Here is a 20,637-nt window from a genome sequence, read left to right as displayed (position 1 = left end):
TTCGAACGGATCCGCGATGACCAAGATACTTCCCGCCGCCCTGTCGCTGTCGCTGTCGCTGTTGCTTGCCCTGCCGGCGGGCGGACAAGAGGCCGCGCCCTATCCCAGCCTCGAAGCCTGGGGCGAGGCGCTGTTCTTCGATACCAACCTTTCGGCCAACCGCACCCAGTCCTGCGCCACCTGCCACGATCCGGCCCGCGCCTTCACCGACCCGCGCGAGACCGAGGCAGGGCTGGCCGTCTCGCTTGGCGATGACGGCCATTCGCTTGGCGACCGCAACGCGCCGACCGCGGCCTATGCGAAGTTCTCGCCCGCCTTCACGCGCACGCCCGAGGGCAAGTGGAAAGGCGGCCAGTTCCATGACGGGCGCGCCGCCACGCTGGCCGATCAGGCGGCGGGCCCGCCGCTCAACCCGATCGAGATGGGCATGCCCGATGCGGCCGCGATCGCGGCGCGCCTGGCCGAAGATCCGCGCCATGCGGCGACGCTGCGCGCGCTTGGCGGTGCGGGCGCGGCCTCCGATCCCGATCTGGCCTTTGCCGCCGTGGCCAGGGCGATCGCCGCCTTCGAGCAGACCGAAACCTTCGCCCCCTTCGACAGCAAATACGACCGCTACCTGCGCGGAGAGGCACGGCTGAGCGACGAGGAAGAGCTGGGGCGGCTTTTGTTCTTTTCGCAGCAGTTTACGAATTGCCACCTTTGCCACCAGTTGAATCCCGGTCCGCTGACGGAAAAAGAGACGTTTTCGAACTATGAGTATCACAATATCGGCGTTCCCCCGAATCCCGCGGCGCGTGCGCTGAACGGGCTGGGCGCGGGGCATGTCGATCACGGGCTTCTGGAAAATCCGGCCATCGACGACCCGGCCCAGGACGGCCGGTTCAAGGTGCCCACGCTGCGCAATGTGGCGGTGACCGGCCCTTACATGCATAACGGCGTCTTCGCGGATCTGCGCACGGTCATCCTGTTCTACAACAAGTATAATTCGCGCAAGGCCTCGGCCGGGATCAACCCCGAGACCGGCCAGCCCTATGACGCGCCCGAGGTGCCCGGCACCCTGTCGCTGGAAGAGCTTGAGCATGGCCCCGCGCTTGACGATGCGCGCATCGACGCGATCGTGGCCTTCCTCAACACCCTGACGGATGCGCGCTACGAGCATCTTTTGCCGCAATAGCCCAACGCAGGCGTGAGCGCTCTGCCCTTGACCTTTGATCCGGCCGCATCCAGTTTGCGCGCGATCTAGGGAAAGACCCGCATGGCCCAACGCACCGCCCCGTTCTCCGGCTTCGAATTCATGATCGCCTGGCGCTACCTGCGCGCGCGCCGCGCCGAGGGCGGGGTCAGCGTGATGACATGGATCAGCCTGATCGGCATCACCCTTGGCGTGGCCGCGCTGATCCTGACGCTGGCCGTGCGCGCGGGGTTCCGCGCGGAATTCGTGGATACGATCCTTGGTTCCAACGCGCATATGACGGTCTATTCGGCCCCGCAGGAGGTGGTGCCGGGAAGCGGTGTCACCTCAAGCCTGCTGCGCGATTATGCCGAACGGGCCGAGCGGATCCGTGCCGTGCCCGGCGTGACGCGCGCGGCCCCGCTGGTGCGCGGGCAGGTCATGGCCACGATGGGCGAACGCGCGAACGTGGCCGAGGTTTTCGGGATCTCGGGCGCGGATCTGGCGACCATCCCCCGCGTGGCGAACCCCGAAACCGCGCTTGGCGACCTGGCGCGTTTCGGGGACGGGATCGCCATCGGCTCGGGCCTTGCGCGCGAGCTGGGCGTCGGAATCGGCGACCGGGTGCGCCTGATCTCGCCCAATGGCGCGAAGACGGCCTTCGGCACCAGCCCGCGAGTGAACGCCTATGAGGTGGTCTATATCTTCACCGCCGGCCGGTGGGATATCGACCGCACGCGCATCTACATGCCCTTTGCCGAGGCGCAATCCTATTTCAACCGCGAGGGCGGCGCCGACGAGATCGAGGTTTCGGTCACCGATCCCGAGGCGGTCGAGGACTGGGCCGGACCGCTGATCGCGGCGGGCGGGCCGGGCACCCTTCTGTGGAGCTGGCGCGACAGCTCGGGCAGTTTCCTGCGCGCGCTCGACATCGAGGATAACGTGATGTTCGTGATCCTGTCGGTGCTGGTGCTGATCGCGGCGATGAACATCACCTCGGGACTGATCATGCTGGTCAAGAACAAGGGGCGCGATATCGGCATCCTGCGCACCATGGGGCTGACCGAGGGCTCGGTGCTGCGCGTCTTCTTCCTGTGCGGCGCCTTTACCGGGGTGATCGGCACGCTGGCCGGGGTGGGGCTTGGCTGCCTGATGGCGCTTTACATCGACCAGATCATGTCCTTCGTGAACTGGCTGAACGGGGGCGGGGTGTGGGATCCGTCGATCCGCGGGATCTATGCCCTGCCGGCCAGGCTTCAGGGCTGGGACGTGCTGCGCGCGGTCATCCTGTCGCTTGGCCTGTCCTTCGTGGTCACCATCTTTCCCGCGCGCCGCGCGGCCCGCATGAACCCGGTGGAGGCGCTGCGCTATGAGTGACGTGCTGACCCTGTCGGGGATCGGGAAAAGCTACAACCGCGGCACCCCGGCCGAGGTTTCGGTGCTGCGCGGCGTAGATATGCGCATCGCGCGGGGCGAGGTGGTGGCGCTTGTCGCGCCCTCGGGGGCGGGCAAATCCACGCTTTTGCATATTGCGGGGCTGCTCGACACGCCCGACCGGGGCCGCATCACCCTTGCGGGCGAGGATCTGACCGGCCTGTCGGACCGCCGCCGCACCGCCGCACGGCGCAGCGAGATGGGTTTCGTCTACCAGTTCCACCACCTGCTGCCCGAGTTCACCGCCGAGGAAAACATCGTCCTGCCGCAACTGGCCAATGCCGTGCCGCGCGCGCAGGCGCATGACCATGCCCGCGCGCTGCTGGAACAGGTCGGGCTGGGCGCGCGCATGGGGCACCGCCCCTCGGCCCTGTCGGGGGGCGAACAGCAGCGCGTGGCCTTCTGCCGTGCGCTTGCCAATGGCCCGCGCCTGCTTCTGGCTGATGAACCGACGGGCAACCTTGATCCGACCACGTCGGATCAGGTCTTTTCGGTCCTGATGGAGCTGGTGCGCGAAACCGGCCTTTCGGCGCTGATCGCCACGCATAACATGGAACTGGCCGGCCGCATGGACCGCATCCTGCGCCTGGATGACGGTCGGCTTGTCTGACAAAGGAAAGGCCCCCGATGATCCTTTATGGCATTCCCACCTGCGATACCTGCCGCAAGGCGAAAAAGGCCCTTGAGGCCGCGGGCCATGCGGTCACGCTGCGCGACGTGCGCGCCGCCCCGCTGAGCGAAGCCGAAATCGCCGAATTCATCGCGGCGTTCGGGGACAGGCTGGTCAACCGCGCCTCGACCACATGGCGCGGCCTGCCCGAGGCCGAGCGCGCCGAACCCGCGCCCGTGCTGCTGGCGCGCCATCCGGCGCTGATGAAACGACCGGTGATTCGGGGCGCCGCCCTGACGCTTGGCTGGGACAAGACCGCCCAGGCCGCGCAGGGGCTTTGAATGCAAAAGACCCGCAAGGCTGCGGGTCTTTCGTCATTCCGGTATCCGACCGCGGGTCAGAGCAGCTTCAGCTCGGCCGCCGATTCACGCCCGTCGCGTCCGGCTTGCAGCTCGTAGCTGATTTTCTGGTTGTCATTCAGTCCCTTGAGGCCTGCGCGCTCAACGGCCGAGATGTGCACGAACACATCCTTGCCGCCATCGTCGGGGGCGATGAAACCAAAACCCTTGGTCGTGTTGAACCATTTCACGGTGCCAGTGGCCATCCGTATCTCCTCTCAGTTCCATCCCGAGGCGTAATTGCTTCGGGCCGTGCAGCCAGGTCTTTCGGGTCTTCCGGCTGCCCCATGAGAGGGAGGCGGTAGGAAAGTCGCAGGTCACGTAGGCAAAAGCATGCCCTAGCGCCAAGAAAAATCAACAAGGAATCAGGCGGGGTGGCAGGCCCCCGCCGAAATCTTCACGCAACTGTCATCGCAGGTCGGGCGGGGTGGCCTCTTGCGTCAGGGTTGCGATGATGTCCTCCAGGCTGGTGCTTTCGGTGCGGTTTTCCCCCAGCCGGCGGACCGAGACCGAGCGTTTCTCGACCTCCTGCATGCCGATCGCCAGGATGACCGGCACCTTGCCCACCGAATGCTCGCGCACCTTGTAGTTGATCTTCTCGTTGCGGGTGTCGGCCTCGGCGCGGATGCCCGCGGCGCAAAGCGCGTTCGTGACCTCGCGCACATAGTCGTCCGCATCCGACACGATCGAGGCGACGACCACCTGGCGCGGCGCAAGCCAGAAGGGCAGCTTGCCCGCGTAGTTCTCAAGCAGGATGCCAAGGAAGCGTTCGAAGCTGCCAAGGATGGCGCGATGCAGCATGTAGGGGCGATGCTTGGCCCCGTCCTCGCCGATATATTCGGCGCCCAGGCGGGCGGGCAGGTTCGGGTCCACCTGGAAGGTGCCGCATTGCCATTCGCGCCCAATCGCGTCGGTCAGCTTGAAATCCAGCTTCGGCCCGTAGAAGGCGCCTTCGCCGGGGTCGATCACATAGTCGCGCCCCACCTTGCGGATCGCGTTTTCCAGCGCGCTCTCGACCGTGTCCCAATCCGCATCGCTGCCGATGCGCACATCGGGCCGGGTCGACAGCTTGATGTCGAACCTGTCGAAACCAAGGTCGGCATAGACGCTGGACAGCAGCTCGATGAAGGCGGCGCATTCCTCTTCGATCTGCTCTTCGGTGCAGAAGATATGCGCATCGTCCTGTGTGAAGCCGCGCACCCGCATCAGCCCGTGCATCGAGCCCGAGGATTCGTAGCGATGGCACGAGCCGAATTCCGCCAGACGCAGGGGCAGGTCACGATAGGATTTCAGGCCCTGATTGTAGACCTGGACATGGCAGGGGCAGTTCATCGGCTTCAGCGCGTTGATACGCTTTTCCTTCGCGCCTTCCTCGTCGACCTCCACGATGAACATGTTCTCGCGGTAAGCCTCCCAATGGCCAGAGCGCTCCCACAGCACCCGGTCCACGACCTGCGGCGTGCGGATCTCGCGGTAGCCCGCCGCGCGCTGCCGGCGGCGCATGTAATCCTCAAGCGTGCGATAGACCGACCAGCCATTGGGGTGCCAGAACACCATGCCGGGGGCTTCTTCCTGAAGGTGGAACAACTCCATCTCGCGGCCAAGCTTGCGGTGGTCGCGCTTGGCGGCCTCTTCGAGCATGGTCAGATGGGCCTTCAGGTCGTCGCGGTTCCTGAAGGCGACGCCGTAGATGCGTTGCAGCATCGGGCGCGTGCTGTCGCCCAGCCAATAGGCCCCGGCCACGGTGGTCAGCTTGAAGGCATCGGCCGGAAGCTGGCCGGTATGCTGCAGATGCGGGCCGCGGCACAGATCCTGCCAGTGGCCGTGCCAATACATGCGCACATCCTCGCCCAGGGGGATGCGGTCGATCAGCTCCACCTTGAAGGGTTCTTCCTTGGCGACGTAATGGGCGATCGCGCGCGCGCGGTCCCAGACCTCGGTCTTGATCGGGTCGCGGGCATTGATGATCTGCTTCATCCGCGCCTCGATCGCGCCCAGATCCTCGGGCGTGAAGGGTTCTTCGCGGTCGAAATCGTAAAACCAGCCCTGATCGCGCACCGGCCCGATGGTCACCTTCACGTCGGGCCAGAGTTCCTGCACGGCGCGGGCCATCACATGGGCAAAGTCGTGGCGGATGAGTTCCAGCGCGACGGCGTCATCCTTCATCGTGTTGATCGAGATGCGGCCCGACGACGTGATCGGCCAGGCCAGATCGTGATGCGCGCCATCCAGCGTGGCCGAGATCGCGGCCTTGGCCAGCGAAGGCGCGATCGAGGCCGCCACCTCGGCCGCCGTCACGCCGGCGGGATAGTCGCGCGAATTGCCATCGGGAAAGGTCAGGGAAATCTGGGACATGTGTCCTCCTCGTCGGTTTGGCGCCCACGGAACGCCCGGTTGCGGGTTATGTCGCGCGGGTATCGGCCTTTTGCGGGGCGAAGTCAATCGCGCCCGCTTGCCCCGGCCGCTGCGCAAACTGCACTGTCGGAGCCTCCGGCGGGGATATTTGGACGAATGTGAAAGCCCCTTCATCTTCGCCCAAATATCCCCCGCGGCGCGTTCCGCCGGGACCGGTCTGGAAGAGGCGGGGCGGGCACGCTAGTCTTGCCACGCAAGGAGGATTGTTCATGACTGATTTCTTCACCACGCCCGAAGGCCGGCGCATTGCCTATAATCTCAGCGAAGGCGCGGGGCCGGGCGTCGTGTTCCTCGGGGGATTCCGGTCGGACATGGAGGGGACGAAAGCCCTTGCGCTGGAGGCCTGGGCGCGGGCACAGGGGCGGCAGTTCCTGAGGCTGGACTATTCCGGGCATGGCAAATCCTCGGGCAAGTTCACCGAAGGGGCGATCGGCGACTGGTTCGAGGATGCGCGCGATGCGATCCTTCACCTGACCGAGGGGCACCAGATCCTGGTCGGTTCCTCCATGGGTGGGTGGATCGCGCTGCTGATCGCGCGCGCCTTGCCCGAGCGGGTGTGCGGCATGGTCACCATCGCGGCGGCGCCGGATTTCACCGAGGACAGCATGTGGGCCTCGATGGACAAGGACACGCGCCGCCGGCTGGAGCAGGAGGGGCAGATCGAGCTGCCTTCGGAGTATAGCGACGGCCCCTATGTCATCACGCGCCGGCTGATCAACGAGGGGCGCAACCGGCTGGTGTTGCGCAGCCCGCTGCCATTGCCGTTCCCGGTGCGGATGTTGCAGGGCACGGCGGATGAGGATGTCGCGCAGGAGGTTGCGCTGCGGCTTCTGGATCATGCCGAGGGCGGGGACATGCGGCTGACGCTGGTCAAGGGCGCCGATCACCGCTTTTCGACGCCCGAATGCCTGGCGCTGATCGAAGCGGCGGTCGAAGAGGTTCTGGGCCGGGCCGGCGGCCGGTGACGATGCGCAGGCAAGGGCCTGCCGACCCTTGGGCAGGGGGCTGGCAGCGGCTGCAACGACATGTCAGACTGCCCGCGATGTCTGAAGAAAGCCTTTGATATATGCGTGCCGAGCCTTTAGTCGTCCTGCCGGGGTTCATGGCCGATGCGCGGCTTTTCTGGCACCAGATCATCAGCTTCTCTCCGTCGCGGCCCGTTCACGTCGCCTCGCTTGCGCGCGGGGGCACGATCGAGGACATGGCCGAAGAGGTGCTGGCCGATGCGCCGCCGCATTTCGCCGCAATCGGGCATTCGCTCGGGGCGCTGGTGGCGATGGAGATCCTGCGCCGCGCGCCGGATCGGGTCAGCCGGATCGCGCTTGCCGATGTTTCGGCCCTGCCCGAGACGCCGCAGGTCTCCGCGCTGCGCGAGCCGCGCATTGCGCGGGCGCGCGCGGGCAAGCTGACCGAGGCGATGCTGGAAGAGATCCCGCCCGAGGCGCTTGCGCCCGGGCCGGAGCAGACCGCCGTTCTGGCCATGATGATCGAGATGGCCGAGGATCTGGGCGGAGAGGTTTTCCAGCGCCAGTCGCGCGCGCTCATGCGCAGGCCCGACCAGCAGCGCGCACTGCGTAACACCAAGGTCCGGGCGCTGCTGCTGTGCGGCGAGCATGACACGATCTGCCCTCCGCGCCGGCACGAGTTTCTGGCCGAACTGATGCCGCATGCCAGCTTTCGCATGATCCGCGATGCGGGCCACCTGAGCCCGCTGGAGCAGCCCGAGCGGGTCACGCAGGCGCTGAGGGAATGGCTGGATGCGCCGCTCTTGCTGAAATGAAGCGGCCTCCCGCGGGGGGAGGCCGTGTGGAAAGTGCCGTGGGCGGCGGTGTCAGAGCGCGCGCACCGGGCGGATCTTCGATTTCGGCAGGCCCGAGTTCTGGTCGATGAAATCGAGCACGAGCGGGCGGATATTGTTGCGCCAGCTCTTGCCCGCGAAGATGCCGTAATGGCCTGCGCCCGGCTCCAGGTGGCTGGCCTTCATGCTGTCGGGCAGGCCCGTGCAAAGCGCAAGCGCCGCAACGCATTGGCCCGGCGCCGAGATGTCGTCATTCGTGCCTTCGACGGTTTTCACGGCAACCTTGGTGATCTTGCCGATATCGACCATCTTGCCGTCCACGACAAAGCGGTTCTGCGCGATTTCGAGGCCCTTGAAGATCCGCTCGACCGTCGAAAGGTAGAATTCGGCGGTCATGTCCATCACTGCAAGGTATTCGTCGTAGAAGCGGTTGTGGTGATCGTGCTCCGATCCCTCGCCCTTCGATTCGTTGAGGATCTTCTCCTGGAAGGCGGCGGTGTGCTTGTCGAGATTCATCGAGATGAAGGAGGCAAGCTGCATCAGGCCGGGATAGACCATCCGTCCGACGCCCTTGTATTTGAAACCCACCCTCTGGATCACCAGATGCTCCAGCTGGCCCATCGTGACGCGACGGCCGAAATCGGTGACCTCGGTCGCGGCGGCGTCGGGGTCGATCGGGCCGCCGATCAGGGTCAGGGTGCGGGGCTGCGCGTCTGGTTCCTCTTCGGCCAGATAGGCGGTGGCGGCAAGGGTCAGCGGCGCGGGCTGGCAGACGGCGATCACGTTCAGGTCGGGCCCGAGATGGCGCATGAAGTCGACAAGGTAGAGCGTATAATCCTCGATGTCGAACTTGCCTTCCGACACGGGAATGTCACGCGCGTTGTGCCAGTCCGTCACATAGACTTCGCAATCGGGCAGCAGGCTGGCCACGGTGGAACGCAGGAGCGTTGCGTAATGGCCCGACATCGGAGCGACGAGCAGAACGCGGCGCGCCATCGGCGCCCGGCCCGCGACGTTGAAATGGATCAGGTCGCCGAACGGCTTGGCGACCACGGTGTCGACGCTGACCAGATGGTCGCGCCCGTCTTCGCCCGCGATCGTGCGGATGCCCCAGTCGGGCTTGATCACCATGCGTGCGAAGCTGCGCTCGGTCACGCGGCCCCAGGCCGACATCACCTTGAACATCGGATGCGGGATCATCGACCACATCGGATACGATGCCATCGCCCGGGCCGACGCGCCCATCCATTCCTGAGAGTTCCTGATGGTTTCCATCAGGTCGTACCGCATCATCCCACGCATGAAGACTCCTAAATACCCTCGAAACTTCCCTGCAATCGTCGCTTTACCCCCCCGTAAAAGCGGCGCTATGCTTGTAAGCGGAGGATAGGGAGGAAATATTCATATGACAACAAGTGACGAGGCCCCTTCTGCTGCGACGCAGCAAATGAAGGAAAATATGGCCAGGATAGAGGCTTTGTCGCAACGTCTGGTGGCCGCACTGGCGCAAAAGAAGGCGCCGAATCCGGCATTGGAGGGGCCGGGGGCGGATCTTTACCTGACCGCCGGTTCGGCTTTCCTGAAAGAGATGATGGACAAGCCCTCGCGGATTCTCGAGACCCAGGTGAATTACTGGGCTCAGGCGATGAAGCACTATATCGAGGCCAGCGAGGCGCTGTCGCAGGGCAAATTGCAGGCACCTGCGGACCCGGGCCCCAAGGATCGCCGCTTTTCCAACCCGCTTTGGGACACGCATCCCTATTTCAACTTCATCAAGCAGCAATACCTGATCACCGCCAAGACGGTCGAGGATTCGGTTGCCGCCATCGAAGGGCTCAGCCCGATCGACCGGCGCCGCGTGGATTACTTCACCCGCCAGATCGTCGACATGATGGCGCCGACGAACTTCCTGCCCACCAATCCCGACGCGCTGGAACGCGCGGTCCAGACCGAGGGGGCAAGCCTTGTGAAGGGCCTTGAGAACCTTGTGCGCGACATCGAGGCGAACAAGGGCGATCTCGTCGTGACCCTTGCCGACCGGGATGCCTTCAAGGTTGGCGAGAATATCGGCATCAGCGAGGGCTCGGTCGTCTATCGCAACCGCCTGTTCGAGCTGATCCAATACAAGCCCACCACGGAAACGGTGCACAAGACGCCGCTGATCATCTTCCCGCCGTGGATCAACAAGTTCTACATCATGGACCTCAAGCCGCAGAACAGCCTGATCAAGTGGATCGTTTCGCAAGGGTTCACGCTGTTCGTGGTTTCCTGGAAAAACCCCGATGAAAGCTATGCCGATGTCGGGCTTGGGAACTACATCGAAGAGGGCTACCTGACCGCCATCGAACAGGTGAAGGCGATCACCGGAGAGGCCAAGGTCAACGCGGTCGGCTACTGCATCGCGGGAACGACGCTCAGCCTGACGCTGGCGCTTATGGACAAGCGCAAGGACAAGTCGATCAACAGTGCGACCTTCTTCACCGCGCTCACCGATTTCTCGGATCAGGGAGAGTTCACGGCCTTCCTTCAGGACGATTTCGTGGACGGGATCGAGGCGCAGGTGAATGCCGATGGCATCCTGTCGTCGTATTTCATGACGCGGACCTTCAGCTTCCTGCGCGCCAACGATCTGGTCTATCAGCCCGCGATCCGCAGCTACATGATGGGAGAGGCGCCGCCCGCTTTCGATCTTCTGTTCTGGAATGGCGACAGCACGAACCTGCCCGGACGGATGGCGATGGAGTATCTGCGCCAGCTGTGCCAGCAGGACCGCTTTGCCCGCGACGGGATCGAGATGCTGGGCGAATCGCTGCATATCTCGGGGGTGAAGGTGCCGCTTTGCGCCATTGCCTGCGAAAGCGATCATATCGCCCCCTGGATCGCAAGCTTCAACGGCGTGTCGAAGATGGGCTCCAAGGACAAGACCTTCATCGTCTCGGAATCGGGTCATATCGCCGGCATCATCAATCCGCCCTCCAAGGAGAAATACGGGCATTACACCTCGGGCGTGCCGATCGAGAATGCCAACGAGTGGAAGGCGAGCGCGGATTACAATCGCGGAAGCTGGTGGCCGCGTTGGGGCGAGTGGCTGGCGAAACGGTCCGGGCGCATGGTTCCCGCCCGCGAACCCGGCGGGCCCGATCATCCGGTCCTGTGTGCCGCGCCCGGCACCTATGTGATCGAGCAGCGGGCCGGGGCCTGAGGCCAGCATATCGGCAATTTTCTGCGCCGCAGCGACAATGGTCTTGAAATGCTGCGGCGCAGCATGTATATCCTTGCCATGAGCGACAGGGGCCCTTCGCCGAATTCCTCCCACGGGCCCGTTACAACCGGAGAGATACCATGGCCAAGACCCAAGACTTCACCAAGATCATGCAGGACATGATGGCTTCGATGCCCGTTGACGCGTCGAAATTCCAGGATGCGTTCAAGACCCAGGCCGTCCTGGGCGAGAAGATGGCGCGTGTCGCGCTGGACGCGGCTGAAAAGTCGACCGAAATCTCGTCCAAATGGGCGAAAGACACCATCACCAAGGTCGGCACGCTTGCCAAGACCAAGGACGAGCCCTCGGACTACGCCAAAGCCGTGAGCGATTTCGCGTCGGCCTCGGCCGAGATGGCTGCCGAGAACATGGCCGCCTTCGCCGAAGTTGCAAAAAAGGTTCAGATGGAAACCGTCGAGCTGATGCTGGCCGCCGGCAAGGACATCTCGGACGACGCGACCGCCGCGGTCAAGAAAGCGACCGAGGAAGTCAGCGCCGCTGCCAAGAAAGCGACCGCTTCGAAATAATCGCGCTGCCTTCGGGCGGATCGAGACCTTTCGGAAAAGGGCAGGCCATGCGCCTGCCCTTTTTCTTGTGTTGCTTTTGCGGCGGCGCGGCTTAATCATTGCTGCGCCGCCAAACAAACTACGGGAGGTCAGGATGGCAGATGACGCAAAACCGCTGCTGATCAAACGCTATGCAAGCCGCCGTCTCTACAATACCGAAACCAGCGATTACGTTACGCTGGAGGATATCGCCGGCTTCATCCGCGAAGGCCGCGAGGTCAAGATCGTCGATCTGAAATCGGGCGACGACCTGACCCGGCAATACCTGCTTCAGATCATCGCCGAACACGAAAGCCGGGGCGAAAACGTCCTTCCGGTGGATGTGCTGACCGATCTGGTGCGCAGCTACACCACGCAGGCGCAAAGCGTTGTGCCGCAGTTCCTTGCCGCCTCGTTCGAGCTGCTGCGCGAGGGGCAGTCCAAGATGATGGAGAATTTCTCGTCCATCCCGCACCCGATGTCCTCAATGCCGGGCTTCGATGTGCTGCAACGCCAGCAACAGGCCTTCCTGCGCCAGATGATGAGCGGCTGGACCGGATCGTCGGGGCCCGAACCCGAAGAGGACGACAGCCAGAGCGCGGCCGACGACCGGGCCGAACTGACGGCGATAAAGAAGCAACTGGCAGAGCTGCAATCCAAGCTTTCCAAGCTTTAGGCACAGGCGCGCGGCGGCAGCCACATGACAAAGGGGCGCGGGGGGAATGACCCGCGCCCCTGTCGCTTTGTTCCGCCGCGCGTCTCAGCCCAGTTCGGTAAAGACCTTCTTCAACGCGCGGTCGAGCTTTTCGAACATCTCGTCCATCTGCGCCTCGGTCAGGATGAAGGGCGGGCACAGCACGATGGATTGCCCCAGCGGCCGGCAGATCAGCCCCATGTCGGTGCAGGTATTGGCGATGCGTTCGGAAACGCTCAGCGTGCCGTCGAAGGGGGTTTTCGTCGCGCGGTCCTTCACCGCTTCCAGCGCCCACATGTAGCCCACGCCGCGCAGTTCCCCGATATTGGGGTTCTGCGCGATCTCGGCCAGGCCGGCCTGCATCCGCGGTGCTAGGCGGCGCACATTCTCCGACAGGCCCTCGTTCATCACCACGTCGATGGCCTTCAGCGCGATGGCGCAGCCCACCGGATGCCCCGAGGCGGTGAAGCCATGCGGGAATTCCTCGATCGCCTCGGCGGCAGCCTGCAACCGGTCCGACAGTTCCGGGCCAAGGATGACCGCGCCCATCGGGAAGAACCCCGCCGTGAGGTTCTTGGACGAGATGATCGCATCGGGCGTGAAGCCGTAGGTCTCGCATCCCCAGGTGTTCCCGGTGCGCCCGAAGCCGCAGATCACCTCGTCCGAGATCAGCGGGATGGCGTATTTCCGCAGCACGTTCTGCACCGCCTGGAAATAGCCCTTCGAGGGCGGGATAACCCCGCCCGCGCCCATCACCGGCTCGGCGAAGAAGCCCGCGATCGTGTCGGCGCCTTCCTTGATGATGGTGGCCTCCAGCTCGGCGGCAAGGCGGGCGGTGAACTGTTCCTCGGTTTCGCCCTCGGCGCCAAAGCGCCAGTAATGCGGGCAGGTCAGGTGGATGAAGCCGGGCAGCGGCAGGCCGAAGACGCTGTTATAGGGCTTGCCGGTCATGCTTGCGGAAACCGCGGTCACGCCGTGATAGGCATTGCCGCGCGTCAGGATCTTGCGCCGTTGCGGCTTGCCCTCGGCCCCGCCAAGGAACCACAGCATCTTGACCATGGTGTCGTTCGCCTCCGAGCCCGAGTTGGTGTAGAACACCTTGCCGCGTTCGAAGGGCGAGACCTCGATCAGCTTTTCCGACAGCATCACCGTCTGGTCGGACATGCGGCCGAAAAAGGCGTGATAGCCCGGAAAGCGCGCATATTGCGCCTGCGCCGCCGCGATCAGGCCGGGATGATCGAAACCCGCCACCATGTTCCAAAGGCCCGAATTGGCATCCAGGTATTGCCGCCCCTGCGTGTCGACGACATAGGGGCCGTGGCCATGGGTCAGCACCACCGTGCCGCGTTCATGGACCGAGGGCAGATCGGTGAAGCCGTAGAACGAATATGCGTCGGCGCGCGCTTCCCAGCTGTTGGGGCTTTGGTCCCGCATCATGTGTCTCCTCGGTCGTTGTCGCCTCCACGCTATCGGCGCGTTTCGCGGCGTCAATGGGCTGTTGCGCCGCATCCTGCGGAATGCCTTGCGGAGGCGGGCGAAGTGCAGCGGGCCGGGCGTTTCCCGGCGCGCAATCTGCCGGGCGTTGCGTGGGGCGGGGCGTTGCGTGGGGCCGGGTGGGGCGCTAGGCTGCGCGCGCGGCAGGGGCAGGGGGCGGAACATGGCAATCAGGGATGACCGGGCCGCCGGACGGGTCACGCTTTGGGCGGTCGAGGTCTTTGTCGCCCTTGCCGAAGAGGGGGCGATCTCGGCCGTGGCGCGGCGGCTGGGGGTTTCGGCCTCGGCGGTGTCGCAGCAGATCGCGGCGCTTGAGGCGGCGATGGGCGCGGAACTGGTGGACCGCTCGGCGCGCCCGATGGCGCTTACGCAGGCCGGGCAGGCCTTTCTGCCCCATGCCGGCGCGATGCTGGACGAGCTGGCGCGCGGCCGCGCCACGGTGGGCCTGGCCGATCCCGCCGGGCTCAGTTCCTTCCGGCTGGGCATGATCGAGGATTTCGAGGCTGAGGTGACGCCGCTTCTGCTGGGCGGCATGGGGCAGGATCTGCGTGCCTGCCGGTTCCTGCTGGAAACCGGGCCCAGCCACCGCCTGCACGCCCAGCTTGAGGCGCGCGCGCTGGACATGATCGTTGCCGCGCATACCGGAGAGGCCCGTGCAGAGGGCATCGAGACCCATCCCCTTCTGCACGAGCCCTTCGTGGCCGTCTGGCCAAGGGGGCGGGCAGAAGCTGACCTGCCGCTGATCCATTACAGCCAACGCACATTGATGGGGCGGCAGATCGCGGCGCATCTGGCGCGTGAAGACCTGCATCCCGGCCACCGGTTCGAACTGGACAGCTATCCCTCGATCCTGGCGATGGTGGCGGCGGGGCAGGGCTGGGCGATCCTAACCCCCTCGGGCGTGCGCCACCGCGCCCATGGCGGGGTCGAGATGCGGCCGCTGCCCTTCGCGCCGCTGGCGCGCCGCATCGCGCTGTTCACTCGCGCCGGCATGATGGGCGGGATGCCCGCCCAGGTCGCGGCCCGCCTGCGTGGCCTTGTCGCAGAGCGGATCGTCGTCCCCGCCCTGGCCGAGGCGCCCTGGCTGGCCGATGCGCTGCGGATCGAACCGGGTTGAGCCCGGCCCCTCGCGCTACTTGCGCGCGGCCTTTTCCGCGATGCCCGAGATGCCTTCGCGCCGGTCCAGCTCGGCCAGAACCGCATCCAGCGTCACATCGCGCGCGGCGAGCATGACCAGAAGGTGATAAAGCACATCCGCGGCCTCAGAGGTCAGGCGCGCGCGATCCCCCTTCACCGCCTCGATGATCGCCTCGACGGCCTCCTCACCGAATTTCTCGGCACATTTCTCGGGCCCCTTGGCCAACAGTTTCGCCGTCCAGGAACTGTCGGGATCGGCGTCCTTGCGGGCCGCGATCGTATCGGCCAGCCGTGCAAGCGTGCTCATGTCAGCCTCATAGGGATGCCGGCGGCGGCCATGTGGGCCTTGGCCTCGCCGATGGTGTATTCGCCGAAATGGAAGATCGAGGCGGCCAGCACCGCGCTTGCGCCCCCCTTCGTCACCCCTTCGACCAGATGATCGAGCGTGCCCACCCCGCCCGAGGCGATGACCGGAATGTTCACCGCATCCGAGATGGCGCGCGTCAGCGGCAGGTTGAAGCCCGCGCGCGTGCCGTCCCGGTCCATCGAGGTCAGAAGGATCTCGCCCGCGCCCTTGGCCGCGACCGTGCGCGCGAACTCCACCGCATCGATTCCGGTGGGCTTGCGCCCGCCATGGGTGAAGATCTCCCACCGGCCGGGCGCGACGGTTTTCGCGTCGATCGCCACCACGATGCACTGGCTGCCGAAACGATCGGCGGCATCGGCCACCACATCGGGATTGGCAACGGCGGCCGAGTTGAACGAGACCTTGTCCGCCCCGGCCAGCAAAAGCGCGCGCACATCGTGCTGGGTGCGCACGCCCCCGCCCACCGTCAGCGGCATGAAACATTGCTCGGCCGTGCGCGTGACCAGATCGAACATCGTGCCGCGGTTTTCATGGGTGGCGTGGATGTCAAGGAAACACAGCTCGTCCGCGCCCGCCGCGTCATAGGCCTTGGCCGCCTCGACCGGGTCGCCCGCGTCGATCAGGTTGACGAAGTTGACGCCCTTGACCACGCGGCCATCGGCCACGTCGAGGCAGGGGATGATGCGGGTCTTCAACATGGGGCGGGCTCCTTGTGGCACCTACATACCCGGCGCGCCCGGCACTGACCAGCCCGTGAAACGGGGGCTCTGCCCCCGCACCCCCGGGATATTTGCACGAAGATGAACCCCCCTTCACCTTTGAAGAAATATCCCGGGGGGAGCCGCAGGCGGGGGGCAGCGCCCCCCGTGCCGGGGATCATCCCTTGAGCGCGTCGAGTGCGGCGCCCAGATCCAGCGCGCCGTCATAGATCGCGCGGCCTGAAATGGCGCCTGCGATCACGCCGGTGTCGCGCAGCGCGATCAGGTCGGGCAGGGAGGAGACGCCGCCCGAAGCGATCACGGGGATCGCCACGGCGCGGGCAAGCGCCTCGGTCGCCTCGATATTGGGGCCGGTCATCGCGCCGTCGCGCATGATGTCGGTATAGATGATCGCGGCGACGCCGGCGTCCTCGAAGCTGCGGGCAAGGTCGGTGACCATCACATCGGTTTCCTCGGCCCAGCCCTTGGTCGCCACGCGCCCGCCGCGTGCGTCGATGCCCACGGCCACCTTGCCGGGAAACGCGCGCGCGGCCTCGCGCACGAGGGCGGGGTTTTCCACCGCGACGGTGCCAAGGATCACGCGTGCGAGGCCCTTCTCGATCCATGCGGCGATGGTGGCCATGTTGCGGATGCCGCCGCCAAGCTGGGCGGGAACCGTGATGCGCGCAAGGATCGCCTCGACCGCCGCGGCATTCACCGGCTGGCCGGCGAAGGCGCCGTTCAGGTCGACCAGGTGCACCCATTCGCAGCCGGCGGCCTCGAACCTGGCGGCCTGGGCGGCGGGGTCGTCGCCGAAGACGGTGGCCTTGTCCATCTCGCCATGCAGAAGGCGCACGCACTGGCCGTCCTTGAGGTCGATTGCGGGGTAGAGGATCATGGCGGGGCTCCGTTCGTTTGCCGCCTCATGCCATGTGCGCCGGTGCGGAGCAAGCGCGCAACGCCACGTCAGTCTTGCCGGGAATCGGGGTGCATGCGCAGATGGGGCAGGTTCTTTGGGAGGAGAGACCATGAAAACCACCATTCTGGCCGCCGCCTTCGCCCTGGCATCGGGTGCGGCCTTTGCCGACCCGATCGAGGGGCTGTGGCAGACCCAGCCGGATGACGGGGCCTATGCCCATGTGCAGATCGCGCCCTGCGGGGCGAATTTCTGCGGCACCATCGTCAAGACGTTCAACGACGGCGGCGAATACCAGTCCCCCAACTTGGGCAAGCAGATCGTTTCCAACATGGCGCCGAAAGGCAACGGCGCTTATGAGGGCAAGGTCTGGCGGCCCTCGAACGGCAAGACCTATCTTGGCAAGATCGCGCTGAACGGCAAGGCGATGAAACTTGCCGGCTGCGTTGCGGGCGGGTTGATCTGCGCGAAGCAAAACTGGACCAAGATCAAGTGAGATAGGCCACGCAACGGCATCGCAGAGGGCGCCGGGAGGCGCCCTTTTTCATGGTTTCCAGCGCAGGAAATTGGCGATCAGCCGCAGCCCCGTGGCCTGGCTTTTCTCGGGGTGGAACTGGGTTCCGACGATATTGCCCTCTCCCACGATCGCGGTGATCGGCCCGCCATATTCGGCATGGGCCAGCAGATGCGCGGCATTCTCTGCCCGGAAATGGTAGGAATGCACGAAATAGGCGTGATCGCCGGTCACGATCCCGTCCAGAACCGGGTGACTCCGGTCGATCACCAGATCGTTCCAGCCCATATGCGGCACTTTCAGCGCCGGGTCCGAGGGCGCGATGCGCACCACCTCTCCGGGGATCCAGCCGAAGCCGGGCGTATCGGCATATTCGCGCCCCCAGCTTGCCAGCATCTGCATGCCGACGCAGATCCCCAGGAAGGGCTTGCCCTGCACGCGCACGCCCTCTTCGATCGCCTCGAACAGGCCGCCGAACCCGTCAAGCGCCTGCCGGCAGGCGGGAAAGGCGCCGTCGCCGGGCAGCACAATACGGTCGGCGCGGGCCACGTCCTCGGGGTTCGAGGTAACGATGACCCGGCCGCCGCCGGTCTCGGCCGCCATGCGCTGGAAGGCCTTCTCGGCCGAATGCAGGTTGCCGGAATCGTAATCGACAAGCGCCGTCAGCATCAAAGCGCGCCCTTCGTCGAGGGCAGGGCAGAGCCCATGCGCGGGTCGGTCCCGACCGCCATGCGCAGGCTGCGCGCGACCGCCTTGAAGGCAGCCTCGGCAATGTGGTGGCTGTTGACCCCGTGCACCCGGTCCAGGTGCAGCGTGATCCCGCCATGGGTCGAGAGGGCCTGGAAGAACTCGCGCACCAGTTCGGTGTCGAAGCTGCCGATCTTCGGCGTCGGGAAATCGACGTTCCACACCAGGAACGGCCGGGCCGAAAGGTCCAGCGCGCAGCGGATCTGCGCATCGTCCATCGCCAGCACGAAATGGCCGTAGCGCTGTATGCCCTTCTTGTCGCCAAGCGCCTGCACAAGCGCCTGTCCAAGCGCGATGCCCGTATCCTCGACGGTGTGGTGGTCGTCGATATGCAGATCGCCCGTGGCGCGCACCGTCAGGTCGATCAGCGAATGGCGGGCCAGTTGGTCGAGCATGTGATCGAAGAAGCCGACCCCCGTCGCGTTGTCATATACGCCGGTCCCGTCGAGGTTCACGGTCACGGTGATCTCGGTCTCGGCGGTTTTGCGGGTCAGTGTTGCGGTGCGCATCGGAGGCTCCTTGACGAACTTTTCGCGTTATAGGCGCGCGGCTTGCGCGTGGGAAGGGGGAGGCGGGAATCGCGGGTGCGTTGGGCTTTCTGCGGCGTTTCATGTCGTTTTTTTGTCATATTGGGTGTAGTTCTGGCCGTCTGTCCCCTAGCATTGCCTTCAAGATGACCTATCGGCGCCACGAATGCGCGGATGTGACAACGGAAGGAGGCCAATATGACCGAACCCGAAATCCCAACCGGCGAAGAAGAGGAAAGCGCAGCAGTCGAAGCGTTGCCCGAGCCGGAGGGAACGACCGAGTTGATCGAGACCGATTACGAGATCGGTCAGCACAACATCGCCTCGACCGCGTGGAAGATCGAATTTGACATCCACAACCCGGTCTTCCCGATCTCGGCGCTTGCAATCATCGCCTTTACCTTCGCCACGATGGCGTTCCAGACCGAACTGGAGCCCGTATTCGTCGGTCTGCGTGACTGGCTGACAACGCGGCTGGACTGGTTCTTCCTGCTGTCGGGCAATATCTTCGTGATCCTGTGTCTGGTCCTGATCGTCTCTCCGCTGGGCAAGGTGCGCTTGGGCGGGCCCGAGGCGCGGCCGGACTACAATTACACCGGCTGGTTTGCGATGCTGTTCGCCGCGGGCATGGGGATCGGGCTGATGTTCTACGGCGTCAGCGAACCGATGAGCCATTACGAAAGCGCGTTCGCAGGTACGACCATGGATGAAAACGGCATGCGGACCGACTGGGCGCCGCTTGGCGGGGCCGCGGGCGATGCTGCCGAAAGTGCGCGCCTTGGCATGGCTGCGACGATCTTCCACTGGGGGCTTCATCCTTGGGCGATCTATGCCGTCGTGGCGCTTGCCCTTGCGCTTTTCGCCTATAACAAGGGCCTGCCGCTGACACTTCGTTCGTGCTTCTACCCGGTCTTCGGGGAACGGATCTGGGGCTGGCCGGGGCACCTGGTGGACCTTCTGGCGATCCTCGCAACGATCTTCGGGCTTGCCACGTCGCTCGGGATCGGGGCGCAGCAGGCAGCGGCAGGCCTGAACTTCCTGTTCGGCTTTCCCACCTCGAGCCCGGCGCTGGTGCTTCTGATCATCCTCATCACCGTAATGGCGCTGACCTCGGTGGTTGCTGGGCTGGACGCGGGGGTCAAGCGCCTGTCCGAGATCAACATGGTACTGGCGGCGGTGCTGCTGGGATTCGTGATCCTTGTGGGGCCGACGCTGGACATCCTGAGCGGCTTTTTCACCAATCTGGTCGCCTATGGTGAATACCTGCCGGCGCTTGCCATGCCCTTTGGGCGCGAGGATGCCAATTTTGCCTCGGGCTGGACGGCCTTCTACTGGGCCTGGTGGATCAGCTGGTCGCCCTTCGTGGGCATGTTCATCGCCCGCGTCAGCCGCGGCCGCACGGTGCGCGAATTCCTGATCGCGGTGCTGATCGTTCCCACCATCCTGTCGGTCCTGTGGATGACGGCCATGGGTGGCACGGCGATCGGGCAGCTTCTGAACGATGGCTTCACCGGCGTGCAGGAAGCGGCGCTGGAGCTGAAGCTGTTCGCCATGCTGGGCGAGATGCCACTGACCGGGATCACCTCGCTTGTGGGGATTGTGCTGGTGGTGGTGTTCTTCGTCACCTCGTCGGACTCGGGCTCGCTGGTGATCGACACGATCGCGGCAGGGGGTAAGGTCAACGCACCCACGCCGCAGCGCGTCTTCTGGGCCTCGTTCGAGGGGCTTGTGGCCATCGCCCTTTTGCTGGGCGGCGGGCTGGCGGCGTTGCAGGCCATGGCCGTGTCGACCGGGCTGCCCTTCACCATCGTCCTTCTGGGGGCATGCTATGCCATCGTGAAGGGTCTGATGGGCGAATACCGGCACATCAAGTAAGCCGGTCCAGGCGGCATGAAACGACAAAGGGCGCC

At 65.1% G+C, this 20,637-nt stretch carries 21 protein-coding genes; 12 read left to right on the top strand and 9 right to left on the bottom strand.

Translation table 11 applies throughout. The features are described from left to right. Positions 1-16 precede the first annotated feature (16 nt). From AC4PTO_RS12465 to AC4PTO_RS12450, 4 genes are all read left to right on the top strand, one after another. The gene (locus AC4PTO_RS12465; protein WP_492728918.1) at positions 17-1,174 is read left to right on the top strand and encodes a cytochrome-c peroxidase; all 1,158 of its coding nucleotides are present in this window, start codon (positions 17-19) and stop codon (positions 1,172-1,174) included. Positions 1,175-1,255: 81 nt separating this feature from the next. After that, positions 1,256-2,548 carry a lipoprotein-releasing ABC transporter permease subunit gene (locus AC4PTO_RS12460; protein WP_492728914.1) on the top strand — a complete coding sequence of 431 codons (1,293 nt, stop codon included), beginning with the start codon at positions 1,256-1,258 and terminating at the stop codon, positions 2,546-2,548. After that, the gene (locus AC4PTO_RS12455; protein ID WP_492728913.1) at positions 2,541-3,215 is read left to right on the top strand and encodes an ABC transporter ATP-binding protein; all 675 of its coding nucleotides are present in this window, start codon (positions 2,541-2,543) and stop codon (positions 3,213-3,215) included. The genes AC4PTO_RS12460 and AC4PTO_RS12455 overlap by 8 nt, the downstream gene beginning before the upstream one ends. A 17-nt stretch (positions 3,216-3,232) precedes the next feature. Beyond that, the gene (locus AC4PTO_RS12450) at positions 3,233-3,556 is read left to right on the top strand and encodes an ArsC/Spx/MgsR family protein (RefSeq protein WP_492728911.1); all 324 of its coding nucleotides are present in this window, start codon (positions 3,233-3,235) and stop codon (positions 3,554-3,556) included. A gap of 56 nt (positions 3,557-3,612) precedes the next feature. Here the strand turns inward: AC4PTO_RS12450 and AC4PTO_RS12445 are convergent, their stop codons facing one another. Together AC4PTO_RS12445 and thrS are read right to left on the bottom strand one after the other, a co-directional pair. Continuing rightward, positions 3,613-3,819, bottom strand: a complete 207-nt coding sequence (locus tag AC4PTO_RS12445) for a cold-shock protein (RefSeq protein ID WP_492728909.1) — start codon at positions 3,817-3,819, stop codon at positions 3,613-3,615. Positions 3,820-4,021: 202 nt separating this feature from the next. Beyond that, complete coding sequence (thrS, locus tag AC4PTO_RS12440; RefSeq protein ID WP_492728907.1) at positions 4,022-5,968, bottom strand: threonine--tRNA ligase; 1,947 nt, start codon at positions 5,966-5,968, stop codon at positions 4,022-4,024. A gap of 269 nt (positions 5,969-6,237) precedes the next feature. Here thrS and AC4PTO_RS12435 point away from each other — a divergent pair, with 269 nt between their 5' ends. Next, entirely contained in the window at positions 6,238-6,993 is a 756-nt protein-coding gene (locus tag AC4PTO_RS12435; RefSeq protein WP_492728905.1) for an alpha/beta hydrolase, read from the top strand. 101 nt (positions 6,994-7,094) lie between these two features. Beyond that, a complete protein-coding gene (locus tag AC4PTO_RS12430; RefSeq protein WP_492728903.1) occupies positions 7,095-7,808 on the top strand; it encodes an alpha/beta fold hydrolase in 714 nt (237 codons plus the stop codon). Positions 7,809-7,859: 51 nt separating this feature from the next. Here AC4PTO_RS12430 and phaZ read toward each other — a convergent pair whose 3' ends face one another. Beyond that, positions 7,860-9,128 carry a polyhydroxyalkanoate depolymerase gene (gene phaZ / locus AC4PTO_RS12425; RefSeq protein ID WP_492728902.1) on the bottom strand — a complete coding sequence of 423 codons (1,269 nt, stop codon included), beginning with the start codon at positions 9,126-9,128 and terminating at the stop codon, positions 7,860-7,862. 103 nt (positions 9,129-9,231) lie between these two features. Here phaZ and phaC point away from each other — a divergent pair, with 103 nt between their 5' ends. The 3 genes from phaC (at position 9,232) to phaR (ending at position 12,309) form a co-directional block, all read left to right on the top strand. Then, the gene (gene phaC / locus AC4PTO_RS12420; protein WP_492728900.1) at positions 9,232-11,028 is read left to right on the top strand and encodes a class I poly(R)-hydroxyalkanoic acid synthase; all 1,797 of its coding nucleotides are present in this window, start codon (positions 9,232-9,234) and stop codon (positions 11,026-11,028) included. A gap of 140 nt (positions 11,029-11,168) precedes the next feature. Beyond that, on the top strand, positions 11,169-11,615 hold the full coding sequence (locus AC4PTO_RS12415; RefSeq protein ID WP_492728898.1) for a phasin family protein: 447 nt from the start codon (positions 11,169-11,171) through the stop codon (positions 11,613-11,615). Between the two features lie 133 nt (positions 11,616-11,748). Continuing rightward, positions 11,749-12,309, top strand: coding sequence for a polyhydroxyalkanoate synthesis repressor PhaR (gene phaR, locus AC4PTO_RS12410; RefSeq protein WP_492728897.1), 561 nt, complete (start codon positions 11,749-11,751; stop codon positions 12,307-12,309). Positions 12,310-12,393: 84 nt separating this feature from the next. Here phaR and AC4PTO_RS12405 read toward each other — a convergent pair whose 3' ends face one another. Next, the gene (locus AC4PTO_RS12405; RefSeq protein ID WP_492728895.1) at positions 12,394-13,761 is read right to left on the bottom strand and encodes an aminotransferase; all 1,368 of its coding nucleotides are present in this window, start codon (positions 13,759-13,761) and stop codon (positions 12,394-12,396) included. A gap of 223 nt (positions 13,762-13,984) precedes the next feature. Here AC4PTO_RS12405 and AC4PTO_RS12400 point away from each other — a divergent pair, with 223 nt between their 5' ends. Further along, the gene (locus AC4PTO_RS12400; protein WP_492728893.1) at positions 13,985-14,938 is read left to right on the top strand and encodes a LysR family transcriptional regulator; all 954 of its coding nucleotides are present in this window, start codon (positions 13,985-13,987) and stop codon (positions 14,936-14,938) included. A 15-nt stretch (positions 14,939-14,953) separates the two neighbouring features. Here the strand turns inward: AC4PTO_RS12400 and AC4PTO_RS12395 are convergent, their stop codons facing one another. The 3 genes from AC4PTO_RS12395 to hisA all read right to left on the bottom strand — a co-directional run bounded on the left by AC4PTO_RS12395 (position 14,954) and on the right by hisA (position 16,921). Further along, complete coding sequence (locus AC4PTO_RS12395) at positions 14,954-15,265, bottom strand: phosphoribosyl-ATP diphosphatase (RefSeq protein WP_492728891.1); 312 nt, start codon at positions 15,263-15,265, stop codon at positions 14,954-14,956. Then, positions 15,262-16,023, bottom strand: coding sequence for an imidazole glycerol phosphate synthase subunit HisF (gene hisF, locus AC4PTO_RS12390; RefSeq protein WP_492728889.1), 762 nt, complete (start codon positions 16,021-16,023; stop codon positions 15,262-15,264). The genes AC4PTO_RS12395 and hisF overlap by 4 nt, the downstream gene beginning before the upstream one ends. A 178-nt stretch (positions 16,024-16,201) precedes the next feature. Beyond that, positions 16,202-16,921: a 1-(5-phosphoribosyl)-5-[(5-phosphoribosylamino)methylideneamino]imidazole-4-carboxamide isomerase gene (gene hisA / locus AC4PTO_RS12385; RefSeq protein ID WP_492728887.1), complete on the bottom strand. Its 720-nt coding sequence runs from the start codon at positions 16,919-16,921 to the stop codon at positions 16,202-16,204. Positions 16,922-17,051: 130 nt separating this feature from the next. On the opposite strand from hisA, the gene AC4PTO_RS12380 reads away from it, so the two are divergent. Continuing rightward, the gene (locus AC4PTO_RS12380) at positions 17,052-17,435 is read left to right on the top strand and encodes a DUF2147 domain-containing protein (protein WP_492728886.1); all 384 of its coding nucleotides are present in this window, start codon (positions 17,052-17,054) and stop codon (positions 17,433-17,435) included. Between the two features lie 48 nt (positions 17,436-17,483). Here the strand turns inward: AC4PTO_RS12380 and hisH are convergent, their stop codons facing one another. Next, complete coding sequence (gene hisH, locus AC4PTO_RS12375; RefSeq protein WP_492728884.1) at positions 17,484-18,122, bottom strand: imidazole glycerol phosphate synthase subunit HisH; 639 nt, start codon at positions 18,120-18,122, stop codon at positions 17,484-17,486. After that, a complete protein-coding gene (gene hisB / locus AC4PTO_RS12370) occupies positions 18,122-18,709 on the bottom strand; it encodes an imidazoleglycerol-phosphate dehydratase HisB (protein ID WP_492728882.1) in 588 nt (195 codons plus the stop codon). The genes hisH and hisB overlap by 1 nt, the downstream gene beginning before the upstream one ends. A gap of 216 nt (positions 18,710-18,925) precedes the next feature. On the opposite strand from hisB, the gene AC4PTO_RS12365 reads away from it, so the two are divergent. Further along, complete coding sequence (locus tag AC4PTO_RS12365; RefSeq protein ID WP_492728881.1) at positions 18,926-20,602, top strand: BCCT family transporter; 1,677 nt, start codon at positions 18,926-18,928, stop codon at positions 20,600-20,602. The last annotated feature ends 35 nt before the right edge of the window (positions 20,603-20,637 follow it).

This window comes from Rhodobacter maritimus (genome assembly GCF_058747975.1).
Note: the sequence above shows the minus strand (reverse complement) of the source record. Positions and strands in the feature narration are given on the sequence as shown.

Excerpts from the sequence above, each read along its gene's own strand:
- AC4PTO_RS12465 (WP_492728918.1), top strand. The coding sequence starts at position 17 with ATGACCAAGATACTTCCCGCCGCCCTGTCGCTGTCGCTGTCGCTGTTG.
- AC4PTO_RS12460 (WP_492728914.1), top strand. The coding sequence starts at position 1,256 with ATGGCCCAACGCACCGCCCCGTTCTCCGGCTTCGAATTCATGATCGCC.
- AC4PTO_RS12455 (WP_492728913.1), top strand. The coding sequence starts at position 2,541 with ATGAGTGACGTGCTGACCCTGTCGGGGATCGGGAAAAGCTACAACCGC.
- AC4PTO_RS12450 (WP_492728911.1), top strand. The coding sequence starts at position 3,233 with ATGATCCTTTATGGCATTCCCACCTGCGATACCTGCCGCAAGGCGAAA.
- AC4PTO_RS12445 (WP_492728909.1), bottom strand. The coding sequence starts at position 3,819 with ATGGCCACTGGCACCGTGAAATGGTTCAACACGACCAAGGGTTTTGGT.
- thrS (WP_492728907.1), bottom strand. The coding sequence starts at position 5,968 with ATGTCCCAGATTTCCCTGACCTTTCCCGATGGCAATTCGCGCGACTAT.
- AC4PTO_RS12435 (WP_492728905.1), top strand. The coding sequence starts at position 6,238 with ATGACTGATTTCTTCACCACGCCCGAAGGCCGGCGCATTGCCTATAAT.
- AC4PTO_RS12430 (WP_492728903.1), top strand. The coding sequence starts at position 7,095 with ATGCGTGCCGAGCCTTTAGTCGTCCTGCCGGGGTTCATGGCCGATGCG.
- phaZ (WP_492728902.1), bottom strand. The coding sequence starts at position 9,128 with ATGCGTGGGATGATGCGGTACGACCTGATGGAAACCATCAGGAACTCT.
- phaC (WP_492728900.1), top strand. The coding sequence starts at position 9,232 with ATGACAACAAGTGACGAGGCCCCTTCTGCTGCGACGCAGCAAATGAAG.
- AC4PTO_RS12415 (WP_492728898.1), top strand. The coding sequence starts at position 11,169 with ATGGCCAAGACCCAAGACTTCACCAAGATCATGCAGGACATGATGGCT.
- phaR (WP_492728897.1), top strand. The coding sequence starts at position 11,749 with ATGGCAGATGACGCAAAACCGCTGCTGATCAAACGCTATGCAAGCCGC.
- AC4PTO_RS12405 (WP_492728895.1), bottom strand. The coding sequence starts at position 13,761 with ATGCGGGACCAAAGCCCCAACAGCTGGGAAGCGCGCGCCGACGCATAT.
- AC4PTO_RS12400 (WP_492728893.1), top strand. The coding sequence starts at position 13,985 with ATGGCAATCAGGGATGACCGGGCCGCCGGACGGGTCACGCTTTGGGCG.
- AC4PTO_RS12395 (WP_492728891.1), bottom strand. The coding sequence starts at position 15,265 with ATGAGCACGCTTGCACGGCTGGCCGATACGATCGCGGCCCGCAAGGAC.
- hisF (WP_492728889.1), bottom strand. The coding sequence starts at position 16,023 with ATGTTGAAGACCCGCATCATCCCCTGCCTCGACGTGGCCGATGGCCGC.
- hisA (WP_492728887.1), bottom strand. The coding sequence starts at position 16,921 with ATGATCCTCTACCCCGCAATCGACCTCAAGGACGGCCAGTGCGTGCGC.
- AC4PTO_RS12380 (WP_492728886.1), top strand. The coding sequence starts at position 17,052 with ATGAAAACCACCATTCTGGCCGCCGCCTTCGCCCTGGCATCGGGTGCG.
- hisH (WP_492728884.1), bottom strand. The coding sequence starts at position 18,122 with ATGCTGACGGCGCTTGTCGATTACGATTCCGGCAACCTGCATTCGGCC.
- hisB (WP_492728882.1), bottom strand. The coding sequence starts at position 18,709 with ATGCGCACCGCAACACTGACCCGCAAAACCGCCGAGACCGAGATCACC.
- AC4PTO_RS12365 (WP_492728881.1), top strand. The coding sequence starts at position 18,926 with ATGACCGAACCCGAAATCCCAACCGGCGAAGAAGAGGAAAGCGCAGCA.